Genomic DNA, 19,464 nt, shown 5'->3' on the forward strand with positions numbered 1-19,464 from the left:
TAAAAAACCTATCGTGGTTATAGTTTAAAAGTCCTGAGAATATACAAGAATGTTATCCAAAACACTGCTCGCTACCTTGGCATTAAGTTCTTCCCTCGCCTTTGCACAAGGCATCGTTTTAAATGACCAAAACTTACGTACCGATTTAAACTGGCTCAATCAGCAGGGTGTTATTCAAATAAGCACGTCGACTTGGCCCATCAGTGGTGATGAAATCCAACGTGCTCTTGCTCAAGCTAAAATCAGCAATAATACTCAGCAAAAAGTCATTGATACTGTATGGGCACATTTGAATGCCAATAACCAGTCGCTCAAAGCATCCTTATTTGCAGAAACTGATCAAAAGAATATTCCTCAAGCCTTTGGCGATCAGCAAAAAACGCAATATCAGGCAGGTATCGAGCTAAATGCGGGTAACGAGAACTGGGATGCCAGAATTCGTGTGAATGCAGAAAAAGATCTACAGATTGACAATGATCAAGATTTGAATCTTGAAGGCTCATATATCGCTGGAAAATTATGGAATCAATGGTTGATTGCTGGACAGATCCCGACCCACTGGGGTCCTGCACATGATGGCAGTTTAATTCGTGGTGATGCCAGCCGCCCTGTCTATGGTGTGACGATGCAGCGTGCCGAACAGAATGCTTTTGCAAACAAATGGTTGGCCTGGATTGGGCCTTGGCAATATCAAGCTTTTGCAGGGCAGTTGCAGGATTATGATGCTGTGCCTGATGCCAAACTGATTGGCTTACGTGTCACTGCACAACCCTTGCCTTATTTAGAACTGGGTGCATCGCGTGCTATGCAATGGGGTGGTGAAGGTCGACCTGAAAGCCTGAGCTCACTTTGGGATGCTTTTGTTGGCAATAAAGACAATGGTGGTACAGGTGAACCTGATCCATCAAATCAAATTGCCGGTTTTGATGCACGCTTAAATCTACATCCCCTCGTGCAAGTCCCGATGGGTATCTATGCGCAATATGTCGGTGAAGATGAAGCAGGCGGCTTGCCGGCCAAAAAAATGTATTTGGCTGGAATCGATTATTCATCAAGTTATAACAATATGCCTTTCCAACTGTATACCGAATGGGCAGATACCCGTACCAATGGTAAAGCACAAGGCATTTCCTATAATCACACCAACTACACCGATGGTTTTTACCAGCATGGTTATCCCTTGGCGCATGCCATAGGTGGTGATGGTCAAATGCTGTCTGTAGGTGGCGATATTCGTTTGGATCATCTCAATCGTGTTAATACACGCATCCTATTTGCGAAATTTGATCAAGCAGCTAATCGACGTGATAGAGGCATTACTAATTTAGCTTTTCCAGCGCAGGATGAATTAAAAGCGCTAGATCTAACCTGGACACATTATCTACGCCCAGATATTCCACTTAAACTGAATGGGTGGGTGGGTGACTCTGATGTACACGGTAACGATGGCGGTGTATCAATTGGTATCGAATTCCCCTTAGAAAAGGGCTTATTTTCCTATTAAGACCTATTCAACACTCAAGTTCGGGTGATAGCGACAACTTTTCCATACCTTCCAAAATACTGATGAAACTGAAAATAAAAAAACCAGCACTTGCTGGTTTTTTTATTAAGTATCCGGTAATGCATCGAGCTACCCTACACCGACTGAACCAGTCTTTAAAAAATAATCGACCCCAGCCCGCTGATAAATCAGCTACTGATGAGAGAGGGATCAATAATCACCATACTTATCAACTCATATATGGCTCAGTAGCTTAGGACTGACTATACCTTTTATTAATCACTTGCGTCAGCATCAATTTTCTAACCTGAATGTCACATTGGTCTCAACCCACTTGTCATACACTTAGTATTTTTTGTAGAACTGTCAATCTAACATTCAGTTTTTCACTCGTATCTCATTCGATACCTGTAGCTGGTAGCCATAGGTACATTATGCTAATACTCGCTTATGCTCAAAATTAATAGTTTAGATATAGTCTTGCAGTACTCCGCATTTAGCCTTCGTGAAAGTCTTATTTATCCATGCTTGGTGTTATTTCACCTCTTTTGTAAATAAGCTAGTGTCATGAATACTTTTTTTTGAAAACCGCGCAGCACCCACTTCCTGATCAGGAGCATTAATTCCCTCTTGGCTTAGCATTACCTTAGCAGTTTTGAACATAATTTTAAAATCAAACCAAATATTATACTGTTCAACATATTGCACATCTAATTCAAATTTTTCTTCCCAAGATAAATTGTTGCGTCCACTCACCTGAGCAAGCCCTGTCATACCCGGTTTTACCTCATGGCGTCGCATTTGTTCATCTGTATAATGTTCTAGAAACTCTTTCATTTGAGGGCGAGGCCCAACAATACTCATATCCCCTTTTAAAACATTAATCAGTTGAGGCATTTCGTCTAAGCTGGTTGAACGTATTTTCTGCCCAAATGATGTGATACGAAATTTATCAGGCAAAAGATTGCCATCTTTATCTACTGCATTTCTCATAGATCGGAACTTAATCATTTTAAATAATTTACCATTTTTACCTGGGCGTTCTTGGTAAAAGAAAATGGGAGAGCCTAAATTTTTCCGCACTTTATAGCTCATAATGATAAAAACTGGAAACAATACTAATAAAGCTATTAGTGCAATAACTATATCTACTATTCTTTTAGATAATTTTTCTTTAGTAAAAATATTAGAAAAAGAATAAAAATGAACATGAGGAAATAAAGATTTTTTTAAACTAAAATTCTTTTTATCCATATAATGCCAAGAGCTTTTCTTATCTGTTTCATTAACTCCATTCTTCTTTGAGGAAAATTGTATTATTCCATTCTTATGCCCCTGTATATTTTTAGAATATTTATTTGATAAACTATTATCTTTTTCAATAAATAAAGGCTTATGCCTTACAATATTGCTTCCTTCAACGTTTTTGATCTTATTTTTTTCTTTTTTTAGATCCATTAATAAACACCTCAATATGTCTATTTATCAATCATAACAATTATATTTTTTTAAAAGTAGAAATATGTTTATCAAAAAAATAACAACTAACAATTTATTATAGATTAATCTTTCTTTATTAAAAAAATCATACAACTAGGTTCTATGATATTTCACTTAATTGAGAAATTAAGACTTTAAGAAAATTTCAATTAAATAAACCACTTTAGAAATTATATCTTTTCATGAGCTTTTAATATATTTAATAAATAATTGTGAAAGTTACTATTTATTGAAAAAAAATCTATTTTTTAAATACAACACACCTCACACTAAAAAATATGTGACAAAATGTAAAATAGTTTTAAATAAGGTGAATTAATTCACCTTATTAATTAATTTTAAGCAAGTCTAAGCCAGATAAGTAAAAAGAAGGAATCTTATTCAAGATGACATCTAAGATTTATATAAAAATCTTATTGATATTTCTACGAGATAAATCCAAAAAAATTGGACAGCTTTAAAAGTAAACTACTTTATTTTTAGAATGTTGATGGCGTTTATTATCAGTATGAAACACTAAAGAAAAAAATAAAAAGAGGCAGAAAATTCACCTCTTATAAAGTATTGATTTATGCTTCAAGGTGGAGGTATTTCTATATGAGTTAGGTCACTATATATCTATACTATAAAAATCATGTACAATCGCACGAGCACCAAAACTTTCTTTTTGATTAATCAGTCCTGTATTTAAAAACTTTCCTTCTTTTTCATTTGAGATACCGAAATCAAATATCTTAGTAGACTGCATATTTTTATTGATTAAAAAATCGATTAGAATATCTAAGGCTCTTTCTTTCCTTCCCTTATCATTACTGGCTAAATACTGTAAATGGACTACTTTCTCAGTTTCAAAAGTCACTGCTGCTGCAACAATCTGACTTTCAAAACAACATTTATAAGCCCTTATGTTATTAGGGAATCTACTTTTTAATAAATCTATTTCCGTTTCATTATGAACTGGCTTTTGATGATGATGTTGACCTAAGACTTCACGAATAACTTCCCAGACTATGCTTGGCTGTTCGACTTCTTCATAAGTTAATCCAGATTTTTTTGCTTTATTGATTGCCCATTTTTTAGATTTTGAATAGTAAATTTTTTCCTGTAAGTTAATAGAAGTACTAATATCCCGACGATAGAGCCTTGCTTCATTTAGAAATAAAGCATATAAATCCTCTTGAGCAGGATAATGATGATAAATATTAGGTATGCATTTATATATAATTTTTTTAATATAATTTTCTTTTAAAAAACCTTTTAACTGAGAAAAAAGACTTAACATATCAATAGCACGACAATCCCTATCAATCAAAAAACCACCAAATGTTAAACCTTGATGACTATAAAAAATATTATCTTTAATATTTCCAGGTAATAAAGCCACGATTTTATCTTTATCATTTTTAAACATTAAAGAAAAGTCTTCAAATCGATCAGAATGGTAGTCCATAAAATTCCGATTAAACATGAAATGATAATTTTTACAATTTAATAAAAACTCATTCCATACCTCTTTATCAGAATCTTCATATTTTTTTATTTGAAAACTTACAGCTTCTTTCACCGTAATCTCCTTTTATCATTATAAATTTTTATAAGGTATAAAATTTAAATAATATTTTTAAAAATCATTATTAAAAAAACCTTAAGACTTATCAATTCCTAGCATTTTGGATAATCTATAATTAATCAAATCCGCATTAAAATTTTTTTTAGCATATAAAAATCCTTGATATCCCATCTTATTTACTTGTTCAGGATGCTCTATAAAATAAATCATCTTTTTTACTAATGCAGCCACATCCCATTTTGGAATCAGAAAACCGGTTACTCCATCTACTACTGTTTCATTACAGCCTGGTACATTAGTAGTAATGACTGGCCGACCTATGGCCATCGCTTCTTGTGTACTGCGAGGAACCCCCTCTCTATAATAGGAGGGTAATACAAAAACCGCACTCTCACGTATTCGTTGATCTACATCTTTAACGAAGCCCGCATATTCTATAATTCCTGTTTCTATCAATTGATCTAATTCTGTCTGCTTTAAGCCGGTTGGGTTTTCGGGATCTAATCCCCCTATAATTTTAAATTTTATGTCAGGATATTTTTTTTTAATTACTTTAGCAGCTTCTAAATATTCAAATATACCCTTTTCAGCAATTAACCTGGCAATAAAGATAAAAGATAATCTTTTTTGATCATCCCATTTCGTATAAACATAGTCATTTAAATTAAGACCAATAGGTCCCAAAACTTCAATTGCATTCTGTTTATGCGGAAGATTATAATGATGAACGAGATCTTTAGGATCATCGCGATTTAGAAAAATAATTTTATCTAAGTATGGAAATGCAAGCCGATATAAAGAGATTTGTACAAAGCGTATGAATTTAGCCTTCAAACTTTGACCATTTTTATGAATGGTAAAAGGAGAACCTAAGCCTTCAATCATGCCATAGATATAAGGAACTTTATTCTTATAAGCAGCCAAAGTTGCATAAATGACTGGCTTAGTTGAATATGAAAATACAATATCAGGTTGAATTTCCTTTATTTTCTGAGTCAGCTGATAAGTTGAATATAGATCAGCCAATGGATTTAACCCTCCACGACTAAGTTGATAGGTTACAAGAGTAACTCCTAAATTTTCTATTTTATCCAACCAGTCATTGCTATATTCAGACACGAAAGCATAAACATGATAATTCTGGGCTAAACAGGACAAAATGAAATCTTTACGAAAGCCATAAAGATTAGATGCTGTTGTACCAATAATAATAATTTTTTTAGAGATCATTACTTTATACGCTCTATAATTTTTAATTGTGAAGCATAAAAATCTTTATCCTGATCAGAGACAGATGTAATCCTACGTATTTGTAGAACTTGCATTAAATTCAGGAAATTTAATATTCTCACTACAATTTTTTTGACTTGAAATTTTAAAATAATTTTATTTTTGTCTATATCAGATATAGTATTCTTATAATATTTTTTAATCACTTTAATTTGGGTATTATAACCACGGACCATTTTTTCTTTTTTTACATTTTCTACTTCTCTATAAAAATACAAGGGTTCTTGCATAACCAGATAATTAAAATCATTTTTTATAGCTGCCGAGAGCCATAATTCATAATCTTCAGCTAAGCAGTTATCGATTTGATAAGGATTTCTTTGACACCATGCCTTACGTGCAAGCAGTGAAGGATGTAATAAATTGGTCAGACCTTGTAAAATTTCTTTTGGCTGCATCTGCTGATTAGAAAAGATTCTTTTTCCTAAAATTTCATTTTTATTGCCAATGGAATATAAGCTGGTTACCACTAAGTCAATTTCTGGATTTTCATTCAAAACTTTAACCTGTTTTTCCAGCCGGTCTACTGCCATTAAATCATCAGCATCCATACGTGCGATAAGGTCATATTTTGCTTCATTAATAATCTGATTTAAGCGGTAAGGCAATCTTCTATTGTACCCATCAGAAATGATACGGATTCGAGGATCGACAAATGACTGGGCTATCTCTAAAGACCGGTCTGTTGATCCATCATCGACCAATATTAACTCCCAGTTTTTAAAAGTTTGAGCCAGTACTGACTTAATCGCATCTTCCAAGTATTTTTCTGCATTAAAAAATGGAATTCCTATAGAAATATACATATTTATTCTTCCTTATTATTATTTGAAAATAGTAAAAAAGCCGCCAATAAAAACCAGAAAATGAGCGTTCTTGCACTATAAGTGGTAAACCCATATAACATTGGCCCTAATAATATTATTTTGTTTGAAAGTGAAAGTTTCTTGAATATTTGATATAAAAATATTAAAAATAAGGATATGCCTACAATTCCATAATAAAACAAGATTCCTAACCAGGTTGAATGAATTTCATTGCCTGTGGGGTTATATAACCAGTGAGCACCTTGCCCAGCCCCAAAAATCAAATATTGAGGATAATCAAAAAAACTAAAAAGACCGCGTCCTTCTACTTGGCTATCTCTTTGATCTAATCCTTCTACAAATCGTAATACAACATTATCAAAAACCCCCATGTTATATAAAAAGTAGCTTAAAACACCAAAAAAAACTAAGGTCCCAAAGAATACAAATATTCTTTTATCGAGTTCTCCTTTTTGGCTAAATATAAATCCTAGAGTTAACATTAAAAAGCCAACAGAAGCAGATCTTGACATGGTCAATAAAATCAGAAATAAGGCTAACAAATAAATGACTATTTTTTTAAAGTTTCTTCCAGAAATATATAAATAAATTGCACAGGTACTGAGCACCCAAAATGCCATTTGATTAGGATCATTAAAAAGACCATTGTATCGTGGGTCAAAATCATAACGACCTAAGTTACTTGCCCAGATAATAATTTCAATGACATAGGAGAAAGGAATAAGAAATAATAGTTTTTCATGGAAAAAATTAATCTGAACCTGATTCAGGTTCATCATTAATAAAAAGAATAATAAATTAAAGATCCAGTAAACAGTCGACATCATATAACTGGAATCTAGAACGATTAAATACCAGGAAAAATTCACACAAATTGCATATGCGACAAACAATAAAATTGTATTAGAGTATTCAATATTTATTGAAGAACTTTTATTAAATAATAATAAAATAGCCCCCATAATAAAAATGTGACTAAACTGCGGAACCCCACTTGACCAAAAATAAAACTGAGATAAAAAAAATGAAAACAATACAAGATATACAACTACTTTATCTCTTATATTACTATCACTTAAAAAAATAATGTTATTTTTTGAATTACTTTCATTTAAAATAATCATTATCCATTCCTTTTATATTATCTAATGCCTAAAAAAAAGCAAAAGAACTGATTAATATTTCATATTGTTTTTTTGTTTAAAATTTTTAAAAACTATTAATATATTTTTCAAATTAACAATATTTATCAAACTTAATTTTTATTAAAACTCTTTTTTAATAAATAACCAGTAAAAAAATCTGAAAAAATCATATGTCAAAATTTCAGATGGATACTCTCTCAAAATTCCCAGCATTTTTTCTAATGATTTATTTTTGGATATTAGTCCTAGTTCAAACGCATTTATCCATAACGCTCTTTTTTTTGCTTTATTAAAAAGTATATGATTTTGGTACTCATTTAAAATCATCATTCTTGAATCATGCATGAGAGAGGTTTGCTTATGCATATTATTATCATGTAGCCTGTATTTAGCAAACAGGACGGGAAGATAACATAACTCCCCTTCTTGTGCTAAAAGCAACCACATATACCAGTCTTCAATTTTTACCTCAGCATCATAACCACCGATTTTTTTCAAAGCTTTTGAGCGAATCAGTTGTGTAGTCGCGGGTAACTCATGCTCTAACAATAAAATTTGTTCAAAACTATAGTTTTTTCTTTTTTTAATTCTATTTTTCACCTGATTAGAATCATGATCAATAACTAATATTCCTCCAAACACTGCAATACAATTTTTGTTATGCTTTAAAAATTCGGATTGTATTTTTATTTTATCTTCCAAGATTATATCATCAGAAGCGAGAGAAGAAAAATATTCTCCCTGTGCCCATTCTAAGGCTTCATTCAAGGTTGCACTCAAGCCCTCATTCGGTCGATGCCTAAATTCAAACCGGGTGAATCGTTTTTCACATCGTGGAATCAGTTCTTGTATTTTTTCTACTGAAGAATCTGTAGATCCATCATCAATGACAATTAACTCAATATTCTGATAAGACTGGTTAATGACACTCTGGATACTATCACACACAAATTTTTCATGATTATAACTTGGTATAATGACAGAAACTAAAGCTTGGCCATTTATCATATTATCTCTCTTTGTTTTAATGATTTAAATATAAAAAAACTGATGATGATCCAATACATCCCATAATTTATGAAGTGGGCCATTGAAACACCTTCAAATCCAAAAAGCTGGGTACATACATAGGTCAAAGCAATAAGAGATAAGGTAAATATAATCTCTGTAGAGATGTACAGTTTGGTCATGGCTTTGCTTAGCATCAAATAAGCCAGTATCCAGCTTCCTATTTTTAATGCATCCCCCATCATTTGCCAAAAGAACAGGCTCTGCATGGGTGCGAAAGATGGACTGAATAAGACCTTGATAATCCAGTCACGCAACACAAAAATGACTACTCCGCCTGCCACAGCCAGTGGAAAAAGAAACTTATAGCCTAAATAAACTTCTTTCTTAATTTCATCAATCATCTTGAGTTCTGACAAGCGCGGTAAGTAATAGACTCCCAATGTTGTTGTAACCAGCATCAGGTATACGGTGCTTAGACGGATCATGGCTTCCCAGTAACCGGCATACGCCAGGCCAAATTCCTGACTTAAATAGGCTCGAATTAAGATTTGCGATAAAGGCACACAGATCGCACTGACCAATGCCATCCAGATAAAAGAACTAAGTTTTTTAGTAATTTCTAAGTCTATTTTTCCAAACAGAGAGGAAAACTTAAACCAATCCGCTCGATAACACAGAAATAACGTCACTATAAACGCAATAGATTGATAAATGGATAATGCAATTAAGGCACCATATAAATGTAATTTTATTGCTAAAATACTCGTAACAATAAGCGCAAATAAACTACCCGCAATATTGGCAAGTACCAGCTTTAATATTTCTTTTTTGCCATTAAGTATCGCTAAAAACAGGGTATTAAAATTAAAGAATAATAAAAATACTGCAAACCATACAAAAACTGTTTGATATTCAAGTGTATGAAATATATAAAGTGATAGCTGCCTTTGGAAAATTAAAATTAAAAATGCGAACATCAGACTAAATACAAAAACAATACTGCCTGCTGTTTTCCAGATTGCACGTTGTTTGCTTTCATCTTCATGATATTCAGCAGTATATTTAATGACTGCGGTATTAATTGCACTACCCGCAAAAGTAGTCACCATTTGAATAAAATTTTGGAATTGACCTAAAGCTGCATATCCAGTCGGCCCCAGATATACAGCCAGAATTTTATTCAGTACAAACAGGGTTATGGTCTTAATCAGGACCGCCACCCCATTCAGTACACTGGTCTTAAGTAAATTCATCTATATTTGAAAACCATTACATAACTGAACAACTTGCTTTGCTTCATCCATGGATAAAGTAGGCCCTATCGGCAAGCTCAAGACCTGCGCATGAATTTGTTCTGAAATTGGTAAGTTTAAGTTATTCCATGCTTTATAAGCTTGCTGCTTATGGGGCGGAATCGGATAATGAATCAATGTCTGTACCCCATGCTCTGCCAAATATTTTTGTAATTTCTCCCGATATCTGGTCTGGATCACAAATAAATGCCAAACATGCTGCATATCAGTTGCGGTATTTATACTTTTAAGTGGGAGCACAATGGCTGGATTCTGAATTTCTTTTAAATAGAGATCTGCAATCTGACGACGATGCTGGTTTTCCTGATCTAAAAATGGCAGTTTTACATTCAGGATAGCCGCCTGAATTTCATCAAGGCGACTATTTACTCCCATGACCAGATTTTTATATTTTTCATGTGAGCCATAATTACGTATAGCCTTAAGCATATGGGCCAATTCAGCATCATTGGTGGTAATTGCCCCAGCATCACCCAGCGCACCCAGGTTTTTTCCTGGATAAAAACTGAAGCCTGAAGCATCTCCCCAATTCCCTGCTTTTTTACCCTCGATTTCAGCGCCATGGGCTTGTGCCGAATCCTCTAAAACCAGTAAATTATGTTTCTTGGCAATCGCCATAATTTCTGGCATGGCAGCAAGCTGTCCATATAAATGAACAGGCAAAATTGCCTTTGTTTTGATGGTGATCGCGGCTTCAATTTTTTTAACATCAATATTGAACGTATGGATATCCGGTTCGACCAATACCGGTTTCAGATGATTCTGTGAAATTGCCAAAATACTTGCAATATAGGTATTTGAAGGTACGATCACTTCATCACCTTCATTCAGTTTACCCAGTTCTTTCCATGCCCGCAGGGTCAGAATTAGAGCATCCAATCCATTGGCGACCCCTATGGCATACTCTGTACCACAATAATTCGCAAAATTTCGTTCAAAATCCTCTAACTCTTTGCCACAGATATACCAACCAGAATCAATGACCTGTGTACAAGCTGCTATAAGTTTGTCACGGTATTGAGCATTTATCGCTTTTAGCTCAAGAAAAGGTATCATTCTTATCAATCTCGTATAAAAATTTGTTATTCATTTTTTAATTTCACATTTATCAAAACTAATCTCTTGATATGAATTAAAGTGAAAACCCCAATATTATTTATTCAGTTCATAATTCTTAGATTTAAAACTTGGCTCTAATAAAAATTTCTTCATCTTTCTATTTAGAGGCTTTTCAATATATTTATACATTATAAAGCTGGCTATTAAAGTCACAATAAATATAATCAATGAAAACAACATTAAATCTATATCAAATAAAAACATCTTTTTTATATAATTTAAAACTTGTATTTCCAAAACATGAAGCAAATAAAAACAAAAACTGATTTCTCCCGCCAAAACCATATATTTATTTGATAAAAACTTGGTAATAATACTTTTTTCATTAACAACATGAGACAATGCAAAAACAAGAATGATGGTGGCCATAGGTAACCAATAATAAATTGAGTATCTATAACTGATATCTATCTTGCTATGAAGTACAAAGAATAAGACAAAAATTAAAATCGCGCCTGATTCAAATACAAAAGTAGGTATCTTCATTTTAGAATAATTAACTTTTATTTTCTCATAAAGATCAAACAGGATAATACCAAGTAAAAAATCTGAAAAACGCACCCATGGTGAAATGTACAACCAATAGTGATTCTGGTTTTTATCAAGTTGCATATTCAAAACTAAAATAGCTATAAGATAAAAAATAAATATATAGCTTCTTATTTTTTCAGAAATTAAAAATGCAAATGGAAAAAGTAAATAGAAGAACAATTCATCGGAAATGCTCCAGGATGGAGAGTTTAATGAAAAATGAATATTTTCTTCAGAGAAAAAACTTTGTATTAGAAAAATGTGTTGAATTAAGTATTCCCATCCTTGTCCAGACTGGCTAAAGGTCAACAGGAGTACAATTGCCGTAGTTGCTAGATGTACTGGATATACTCTTGCTAAACGAGAAATATAAAACTCTTTTTTTGAAACATTTCCTCTAAAAAATTTTTCTTTATAGTTATAGGATAAAATAAATCCGCTTAATATAAAGAAAAAACTGACACCTAAAAATCCTTCGTCAAAAATACTGTTAAAAATATTTGCATAATGTGTGTCATTTTTTAAAAAGGCCAAATGACTAAGAAAAACAAATAGCGCAAAAAACATACGCAATGATGTAAGCGGCTTAATCATCTCATACATCTCCTTCATATTTATTATTATTTAAAATTCTATTTTCTGAAGTCTCTTGAGTAACAAAGCCATCATACTTGTGAATTATTTTTCTTAATTTTATGATCTCATTTTCTATGCAATAAAAGTTTTATCTGCTTCTTTTAAAAACTGGTCGTAATTACGGATATAGTCACTTTCATCATAATAATCGCTTGCCAATACCAATAAGATGCAATCTTCAGAAAAATCATGCATTTCATGCCAAACCATGGGCGGAATTAATAATCCTTTATTGGACTGACTTACGCACACTTCTTGTTTTTCTTTACTGTTATCCATTAATATTTTACAGCTGCCTTGAATACAAAACCCAATTTGTTGAAGCTCTTTATGTGCATGAAACCCGCGAGGAACATCAGGCTGAGCGCCAAAAATATAGTAGAGCCTCTGTATATGAAAGGGAATATTCCGATTGGCTTCAGCGACCACCAAACTGCCACGATGATCTCCCAGATTAGGTAAATCAATCCATTCAATAAGATTCATCATGATTACCCCACCAAAGAAATCAGATATTGACCATAGCCATTTTTACTCATCGTTTGACCAATGGCTAACACTTGTTCTTTGCTTAACCAGCTATTATTCATTGCAATTTCTTCTAGACAGGCAACTTTATAACCCTGACGCTTTTCAAGGGTTTCCACAAATTGAGCTGCCTCAAGTAGACTTCCCTGTGTACCTGTATCTAACCAGGCAAAGCCACGTCCCAGCAATTCAACATTTAAATCACCACGTTCCAGATATGCCTGGTTAATGGAGGTAATTTCCAGTTCACCTCGCTCAGAAGGTTGTACTTGTTTGGCAATCTGAATCACATCATTGTCATAAAAATACAGGCCCGTTACAGCAAAGTTAGATTTAGGTTTTTCCGGTTTTTCTTCAATTGAAATAGCATGTTGCTGTTCATCAAATTCCACCACCCCAAAGCGTTCAGGATCTTTGACCTGATAGCCAAAAACAGTGGCTCCTTTTTGACGTTCAGCAGCCTGACGCAGCATGGGGGTAAAACCTTGCCCATAAAAGATATTATCGCCGAGCACTAAGCACACATTACTTTGCCCAATAAACTCTTCACCCAGAATAAAGGCTTGTGCCAAACCATCAGGTCGAGGCTGAATCGCATAACTCAGCTGCATGCCAAATTGTGAACCATCACCTAATAATCGCTTAAACCCATCAATATCTTCCGGGGTACTGATGACAAGAACCTCCTGAATACCGGCTAACATCAACACAGATAATGGGTAATAAACCATGGGTTTATCATAAATCGGAAGTAACTGTTTCGAGATTCCTTTAGTGATTGGATGCAAGCGTGTGCCCGAACCACCTGCTAAAATAATCCCCTTTGTTGATCTTGACATTAGACTGCCTCCCCTAAACGTTCACGCTGATAAGAACCATCCTGAACGCGACGGCACCATTGCAGATTATCCAGATACCACTGCACAGTTTTACGAATACCGGTCTCAAAGGACTCTTGTGGTTTCCAGCCAAGTTCACACTCAATTTTTGAAGCATCAATGGCATAACGTAAATCATGACCAGGCCGATCACTGACGAAGCTAATCAGGCTTTCATATATTTGGCCATTGAGTCGTGGCTTAAGTTCATCCAAGATGGCACAAATGGTTTTAACCACATCAATATTCTGTTTTTCATTATGCCCCCCAATATTATAGGTTTCACCGACCCTGCCTTTGGTCGCAACCTGATATAAAGCACGGGCATGATCTTCTACAAAAAGCCAATCCCGAATCTGCTGACCATTGCCATAAACAGGTAAGGATTTTCCATCCAGCGCATTTAAGATGATCAAAGGAATCAGTTTTTCAGGAAAATGATAAGGCCCGTAATTATTTGAACAGTTCGTAACCACGACCGGCAAACCATAGGTTCGATGCCAAGCACGCACTAAATGATCCGAGCTGGCTTTACTTGCCGAGTAAGGTGAACTTGGCAAATAAGCTGTGGCTTCAGTAAATAAGTCGGTTGTCCCCTCTAAATCCCCATAGACTTCATCTGTTGAAATATGATGAAATTTAAATTTAGACTTTTTGATTTCACCCGAATTTTGCCAATATTTTCGTGCGACCTCCAAGAGGGTATATGTACCTACAATATTGGTGCTGATAAATTCAGCTGGACCATCGATCGAACGATCTACATGAGACTCTGCTGCCAAATGCATGACGATATCTGGCTGAAATTCTGAAAATAATCGTGTTAAAGATACATGATCACAAATATCAGTTTGAGCAAATTGATAACGGGGATGAGCTGATATAGAAATTAATGACTCCAAGTTGCCTGCATAAGTTAACTTATCAACATTTAAAACATGATGTTCAGTCGCTTTGATGATATGCCGGACGGTAGCAGATCCAATAAAACCAGCTCCACCAGTCACTAATATTTTTTTCACCATTCCCAGTATTCCTTTTATTTTTATTTTACTTTTCAAATATTTTTTTAATTCATTGATGCCTTCTGGCATAGATATTCTTATTTGATTATTTATAACATATATTAATTTTATTCAACACACCACCTATAAAAATATTATTCTCAAATATAGTTACATTTTATGGATAATTATTTTTCTTATACCCCTTACCCAATACTTTATAATTATTGTTTTTTTAAAACACTTTTCAACCAATAAAAATCAGCTTAAGCTTTACAACTACTGATATATTACTTTCAACTAATAAGAGATTATTAATTAACACTTCATTTATATAATCTAGTTAATGCCGAATAAATATATGTGAAATTTAATAAAAATAGAATCTAAAAAACCTTTAAAGTATACACAAATAATATGAAAATACTTTCATTATTTCTAAGCTTTTGTTTTGCATAGTTATACTGTGATAATCACCTTAATCTGCAAGCAATAAAATTTATAAACAATACGTTTTACCTGAATAAACTAAGTAATACTTGTATCTCTACACCTTAATTTAATGGAAGTTTTAGATACTTTTTTTAATAAATGTTATTGATCTATTTTAATTCAAACGTATACTTAGAACTAAAAATAAGTATAGACAAGCTATATAATTTGTTATAACTTTTAGATGTTAATCACATAAACCATGTTAAAAAAATTAATAATTACGAATAAATACTAATTTTAAATATATAAAAATAAAGGGGTTTCAAGTGAACAATAGACACCTTATAGGCGTTTTAACCTTAAGCCTATCATTAGTCGGATGTGCAGCAACATCTGGCTTTCAAACCTATGATTTACCAGATGAAGGAATTTATCAAACCGAACTGGGAACTCAAGTTAATCTGGTAAAATTGACTCAGGACAATCTACCTGCAGTGCAGTCAGCCCAAACTCAACACCTGAATCATTACGCACCTTTATTTCAGCATGAAATGCAGGATTATCGTTTGAATCCAGGTGATATTTTATCCTTTCAATTATGGGCCTACCCGGAAATTAGTGCAGTTCCAACAGCAACTGATAATACCAATGGTTATCAAATTGACCGAAATGGTTATATCCATTTTCCATTAATTGGACGCTATAAAACAGTAGGGAAAACCCTTCCGGAGGTTAATCGGGAAGTACGCCGACTATTAATTCCTTATTTAAACAATCCAGATGTGGTGGTGAGAGTACTTTCTTATCAGGGACAGCGTTATTCAGTGGTGGGTAATGTGAAATCAGCTGGGCAGTTTTATTTGTCTGATCAGCCCGTGAGCGTTTATACAGCACTGGGTCTGGCCGGCGGCATTAACGAGCAAGGTAACTCTAGCTCTATTCAATTGGTGCGTCAGGGTGTGGCCTATGACCTCAATACAATTGCATTAGAAAAGGCAGGATATTCATTACATAAGCTGTTAATTCAACCCAATGACACCCTGTATATCAGTCCTCGTGAAAATCAGAAAATCTATGTCATGGGTGAAGCAGGCACGAATACCCCCTTACCCATACGTGACCAGGGGATGACTCTCGCGGATGTTCTCGGTGAAAGTGAAGGGATTAATCCCTATTCAGCCAGTGCTAGTCGAATTTACGTCTTACGTGACAATTCAAATAACCAGATGACTGAAATATATCATTTAAGTTTAAAAAACCTGGGAGATTTTGGCTTGGCCAAAAAGTTCAAAATGCACAGCAATGATATTGTCTATGTGGATGCCACAGGTCTGACTCGTTGGGAACGAGTGGTTAGCCAGATTCTTCCATTTTCAAATGTTGCTGGTACAGCTATACGCTAGCAGGTAGTTCAGCTATGTATATTAAAAAGATTTTGGGGAGCTGTTTTGAAAGTATTAGCCATCGATTAATGACTGAATGTTTACTAACGAGATCTGCCCGTATTTGTAGATTAAATCTATAAATATAGATGGCTGAAGTAATACTCAGCGCTGATCACAAGACAGCATTTTTTACGTAATAGCATGGGATCTGCCTGCAACTCCATGTAGTTCAACACTAAATATGAAGCAGATTGAATAAAAATAATCTTATCCTGATCATCATAAAAATATCTGGTTTTACCAGACTAAATTTTTCATGAGGGAACAATAAAGTCAGCATATTTGGGATTCATTTTTGCAGGGGCAGCAGATCTTTGATGAAGTTCTGTAATTTAATTCAAAACGACGTCATCGACTGGAAAAATCACTTTTAAACTTTTAGAAAGCAAAATTATGAACAAAAATAACAATACCGAAAATATGATTGACCTAAAAGGGGTGTTATTTTCCTTGTTTGCGCAATGGAAACTTATCCTCGTATGTGCCTTGCTCAGCGTGCTTGCTGTCCTGCTCTATTTACGCACTGTAGCGATTAATTATAAGGTCGATGCCATCGTCCAAGTCGAAGAAAGTAGAGGTGCCTCAGCTGCTTTATTGGGTAACCTTTCAAGTGTCATTGGACAAATGTCTTCATCTAATGCTGAAGTTGAGGTATTAAAATCACGCAATATTCTGGAATCAGTAATTAATCGCTTAAATTTGGATCTTCAGATTGCCAGTACTGAAGACACTTTTGTTCAGCGACTATTTCAAGGTGTAAATTATCAAACCGAATATCAACCTGAAACTGTGCGCTTTAAAGAGGATCAAAAAAGCTTCGACATTCGACAGTTTGAAGTTCCTACCGCCTATTTGGATAAAAATCTGCTACTGCAATTTCAACAACAGGGCTTTAGTCTGATCAATCCTGTGACAAAAGAAACCATTTTCAAGGGTGCACTGAACCAGCCAGTACAATTCAAGACTGCGCAGGGCGACTGGAAAATCGCGATCTTTACTCAGGATCCGCTAGATAGCAGTTATCAGGTGCAAAAGCTCTCTTTACCCTCAGCGATTGATTCTATTCTTGCCAATTATTCAATTGTAGAAAAAGGCGAACTTAGCGGGATTTTGCAGCTTCGCTACCAAGGTCATGACAAACAGCACATCACCAAAGTTCTGAATACTATCTTGGCAATTTATAGCCAAAATAATATTACCCGTCGTTCAGCAGAAACTGCTCAGACCCTCGCTTTCTTGGATGCTCAATTACCGGATTTAAGAAAACAGCTGGATGATGCAGAGCGGGTCTTTAACCAATTCCGTCAACAGCATAATACTGTCGACATCACCCGGGAGTCAGAATTATATTTAAATCAGAGTGTGACTTTAGAAACACAACGAGCTCTACTCGAACAGAGACAGGCGGAAATAGGCGCCAAATATGCAGCAGCACACCCGACCATGCGAGAAGTTACTGCTCAACTTCGTGTGATTAATGGCAAGATTCGTGAGCTCAATACGACACTTAAAAATCTTCCAGAGATACAACGCCAGTATTTACAACTGTCTCGTGAAGTCGAAGTCAAACAACAACTGTATACCAATTTGGTCAATTCCTACCAACAACTGCGAATTGCCAAAGCCGGCGAGATTGGCAATGTACATGTTATTGATACTGCGCTTGAACCGATTGACGTGATTAAACAGAAACAGCCATTAATTCTGTTCTTAACTTTTTGCTTCGGTACTTTCTTGGGAATTCTGGTGGCATTATTCCGCAATATGTTCCGTTCTGGAGTGAAAGATAGTAGCCAAATAGAATACCAACTGGATCTTCCCGTCTATGCCAATATTGCACACTCCCCTGTTCAGAAACCGGGACTGAAACTGCTGAAAAAGAAAAAACTGCCGTTCTTATTAGCCCTTAAACATAGTGATGATATGGCGATCGAAAGCTTGCGCAGCATCCGGACAGCAAGTCATTTCGCTCTGTCTCAGGCCAAAAACAATATTATTATGATCTCGGGTCCAGCGCCTAGAGTTGGAAAATCATTTGTTTCCAGCAATCTGGCAGTCATCATGGCAGAAAAACATAAACGCGTATTGATCATTGATGCGGACTTGCGTCGTGGTCATATACACAAATATTTTGATTTGGATAATCAATATGGATTAACTGAATACCTGAATGAGCAAATTACCTTGGAACAGATGGTACAAAGCACCAATGTAGCAAACCTCAGCGTCATCACCTGTGGTGAAAATCCAGTCAATCCATCCGAACTTCTCAATTCGGTACGGTTTCAGGAATTACTGCAACACCTGACGCCACACTATGATCATATTATAATTGATACGCCTCCTGTCCTGGCGGTCACGGATGCGATCATCGTGTCCCGATATGTCGGACTCAATCTGGTGGTGGCCCGCTATGCAAAAACACAAATGAAGGAATTGGCACTGACAGTGAACCGTTTTAAACAAGCGGGAAGTACCGTAAATGGCTTTATCCTGAATGATATCCAGCGTTCAGCAGGTGGTAGTTATAGCTATGATTATACTTATAGCTATAAAACCAAAACAAAAACCAGTTGATCTTTTTGAATAAAAAAACCAGCCATTGCTGGTTTTTTTATTTTTTTAAAGCTCTACCAAACTGCGATATTTGCTTGCTAAAAAACCACCCATTCTGCAAGATTTCTCAAAATTTTCTGCTAAGATGGAATGAACCTCAACGATAACATTA

Annotated in this window: 15 protein-coding genes; 3 read left to right on the plus strand and 12 right to left on the minus strand. The window is 34.7% G+C overall.

Features of this window, described 5'->3' with window-relative positions; genetic code table 11:
• The first annotated feature begins 49 nt into the window (after positions 1-49).
• Positions 50-1,504 (plus strand): capsule assembly Wzi family protein, encoded by a 1,455-nt coding sequence (locus FTU44_RS09870; protein ID WP_180050463.1) that lies wholly within the window; start codon positions 50-52, stop codon positions 1,502-1,504.
• Between the two features lie 534 nt (positions 1,505-2,038).
• Here FTU44_RS09870 and FTU44_RS09875 read toward each other — a convergent pair.
• From FTU44_RS09875 to rfbB, 12 genes are all read right to left on the minus strand, one after another.
• Positions 2,039-2,689: a sugar transferase gene (locus FTU44_RS09875; RefSeq protein WP_034609171.1), complete on the minus strand. Its 651-nt coding sequence runs from the start codon at positions 2,687-2,689 to the stop codon at positions 2,039-2,041.
• A 925-nt stretch (positions 2,690-3,614) separates the two neighbouring features.
• Positions 3,615-4,568 (minus strand): GNAT family N-acetyltransferase, encoded by a 954-nt coding sequence (locus FTU44_RS09880; RefSeq protein ID WP_180050465.1) that lies wholly within the window; start codon positions 4,566-4,568, stop codon positions 3,615-3,617.
• 81 nt (positions 4,569-4,649) lie between these two features.
• The gene (locus FTU44_RS09885) at positions 4,650-5,804 is read right to left on the minus strand and encodes a glycosyltransferase family 4 protein (protein ID WP_180050467.1); all 1,155 of its coding nucleotides are present in this window, start codon (positions 5,802-5,804) and stop codon (positions 4,650-4,652) included.
• Positions 5,804-6,670 carry a glycosyltransferase family 2 protein gene (locus tag FTU44_RS09890; RefSeq protein ID WP_180050470.1) on the minus strand — a complete coding sequence of 289 codons (867 nt, stop codon included), beginning with the start codon at positions 6,668-6,670 and terminating at the stop codon, positions 5,804-5,806. Before FTU44_RS09890 ends, FTU44_RS09885 begins: the two co-directional genes overlap by 1 nt.
• Positions 6,671-6,672: 2 nt before the next feature.
• Positions 6,673-7,815, minus strand: a complete 1,143-nt coding sequence (locus tag FTU44_RS09895) for a hypothetical protein (RefSeq protein ID WP_180050473.1) — start codon at positions 7,813-7,815, stop codon at positions 6,673-6,675.
• 141 nt (positions 7,816-7,956) lie between these two features.
• Positions 7,957-8,844 carry a glycosyltransferase gene (locus tag FTU44_RS09900; RefSeq protein ID WP_180050477.1) on the minus strand — a complete coding sequence of 296 codons (888 nt, stop codon included), beginning with the start codon at positions 8,842-8,844 and terminating at the stop codon, positions 7,957-7,959.
• Positions 8,841-10,100, minus strand: coding sequence for an O-antigen translocase (locus FTU44_RS09905; protein WP_180050480.1), 1,260 nt, complete (start codon positions 10,098-10,100; stop codon positions 8,841-8,843). Before FTU44_RS09905 ends, FTU44_RS09900 begins: the two co-directional genes overlap by 4 nt.
• Positions 10,101-11,216 carry a DegT/DnrJ/EryC1/StrS aminotransferase family protein gene (locus FTU44_RS09910; RefSeq protein WP_180050483.1) on the minus strand — a complete coding sequence of 372 codons (1,116 nt, stop codon included), beginning with the start codon at positions 11,214-11,216 and terminating at the stop codon, positions 10,101-10,103.
• Positions 11,217-11,312: 96 nt separating this feature from the next.
• Complete coding sequence (locus FTU44_RS09915; protein ID WP_180050486.1) at positions 11,313-12,404, minus strand: acyltransferase; 1,092 nt, start codon at positions 12,402-12,404, stop codon at positions 11,313-11,315.
• Positions 12,405-12,518: 114 nt separating this feature from the next.
• Entirely contained in the window at positions 12,519-12,932 is a 414-nt protein-coding gene (locus FTU44_RS09920; protein WP_180050547.1) for an FdtA/QdtA family cupin domain-containing protein, read from the minus strand.
• 5 nt (positions 12,933-12,937) lie between these two features.
• Complete coding sequence (rfbA, locus tag FTU44_RS09925; protein ID WP_074383752.1) at positions 12,938-13,813, minus strand: glucose-1-phosphate thymidylyltransferase RfbA; 876 nt, start codon at positions 13,811-13,813, stop codon at positions 12,938-12,940.
• The gene (gene rfbB, locus FTU44_RS09930; RefSeq protein ID WP_180050488.1) at positions 13,813-14,877 is read right to left on the minus strand and encodes a dTDP-glucose 4,6-dehydratase; all 1,065 of its coding nucleotides are present in this window, start codon (positions 14,875-14,877) and stop codon (positions 13,813-13,815) included. The genes rfbA and rfbB overlap by 1 nt, the downstream gene beginning before the upstream one ends.
• A gap of 740 nt (positions 14,878-15,617) precedes the next feature.
• On the opposite strand from rfbB, the gene FTU44_RS09935 reads away from it, so the two are divergent.
• Together FTU44_RS09935 and FTU44_RS09940 are read left to right on the plus strand one after the other, a co-directional pair.
• Complete coding sequence (locus FTU44_RS09935) at positions 15,618-16,694, plus strand: polysaccharide biosynthesis/export family protein (protein ID WP_100535470.1); 1,077 nt, start codon at positions 15,618-15,620, stop codon at positions 16,692-16,694.
• 435 nt (positions 16,695-17,129) lie between these two features.
• Positions 17,130-19,313: a polysaccharide biosynthesis tyrosine autokinase gene (locus tag FTU44_RS09940; protein ID WP_180050490.1), complete on the plus strand. Its 2,184-nt coding sequence runs from the start codon at positions 17,130-17,132 to the stop codon at positions 19,311-19,313.
• The last annotated feature ends 151 nt before the right edge of the window (positions 19,314-19,464 follow it).

It is taken from the genome of Acinetobacter sp. YH12105, assembly GCF_013419095.1.
Taxonomy (GTDB): domain Bacteria; phylum Pseudomonadota; class Gammaproteobacteria; order Pseudomonadales; family Moraxellaceae; genus Acinetobacter; species Acinetobacter pseudolwoffii.

Coding starts and splice junctions, on each gene's coding strand:
- FTU44_RS09940 (WP_180050490.1), top strand. CDS start 17,130: ATGAACAAAAATAACAATACCGAAAATATGATTGACCTAAAAGGGGTG.
- rfbA (WP_074383752.1), bottom strand. CDS start 13,813: ATGTCAAGATCAACAAAGGGGATTATTTTAGCAGGTGGTTCGGGCACA.
- FTU44_RS09920 (WP_180050547.1), bottom strand. CDS start 12,932: ATGAATCTTATTGAATGGATTGATTTACCTAATCTGGGAGATCATCGT.
- FTU44_RS09895 (WP_180050473.1), bottom strand. CDS start 7,815: ATGATTATTTTAAATGAAAGTAATTCAAAAAATAACATTATTTTTTTA.
- FTU44_RS09870 (WP_180050463.1), top strand. CDS start 50: ATGTTATCCAAAACACTGCTCGCTACCTTGGCATTAAGTTCTTCCCTC.
- FTU44_RS09885 (WP_180050467.1), bottom strand. CDS start 5,804: ATGATCTCTAAAAAAATTATTATTATTGGTACAACAGCATCTAATCTT.
- FTU44_RS09910 (WP_180050483.1), bottom strand. CDS start 11,216: ATGATACCTTTTCTTGAGCTAAAAGCGATAAATGCTCAATACCGTGAC.
- rfbB (WP_180050488.1), bottom strand. CDS start 14,877: ATGGTGAAAAAAATATTAGTGACTGGTGGAGCTGGTTTTATTGGATCT.
- FTU44_RS09900 (WP_180050477.1), bottom strand. CDS start 8,844: ATGATAAATGGCCAAGCTTTAGTTTCTGTCATTATACCAAGTTATAAT.
- FTU44_RS09905 (WP_180050480.1), bottom strand. CDS start 10,100: ATGAATTTACTTAAGACCAGTGTACTGAATGGGGTGGCGGTCCTGATT.
- FTU44_RS09890 (WP_180050470.1), bottom strand. CDS start 6,670: ATGTATATTTCTATAGGAATTCCATTTTTTAATGCAGAAAAATACTTG.
- FTU44_RS09915 (WP_180050486.1), bottom strand. CDS start 12,404: ATGATTAAGCCGCTTACATCATTGCGTATGTTTTTTGCGCTATTTGTT.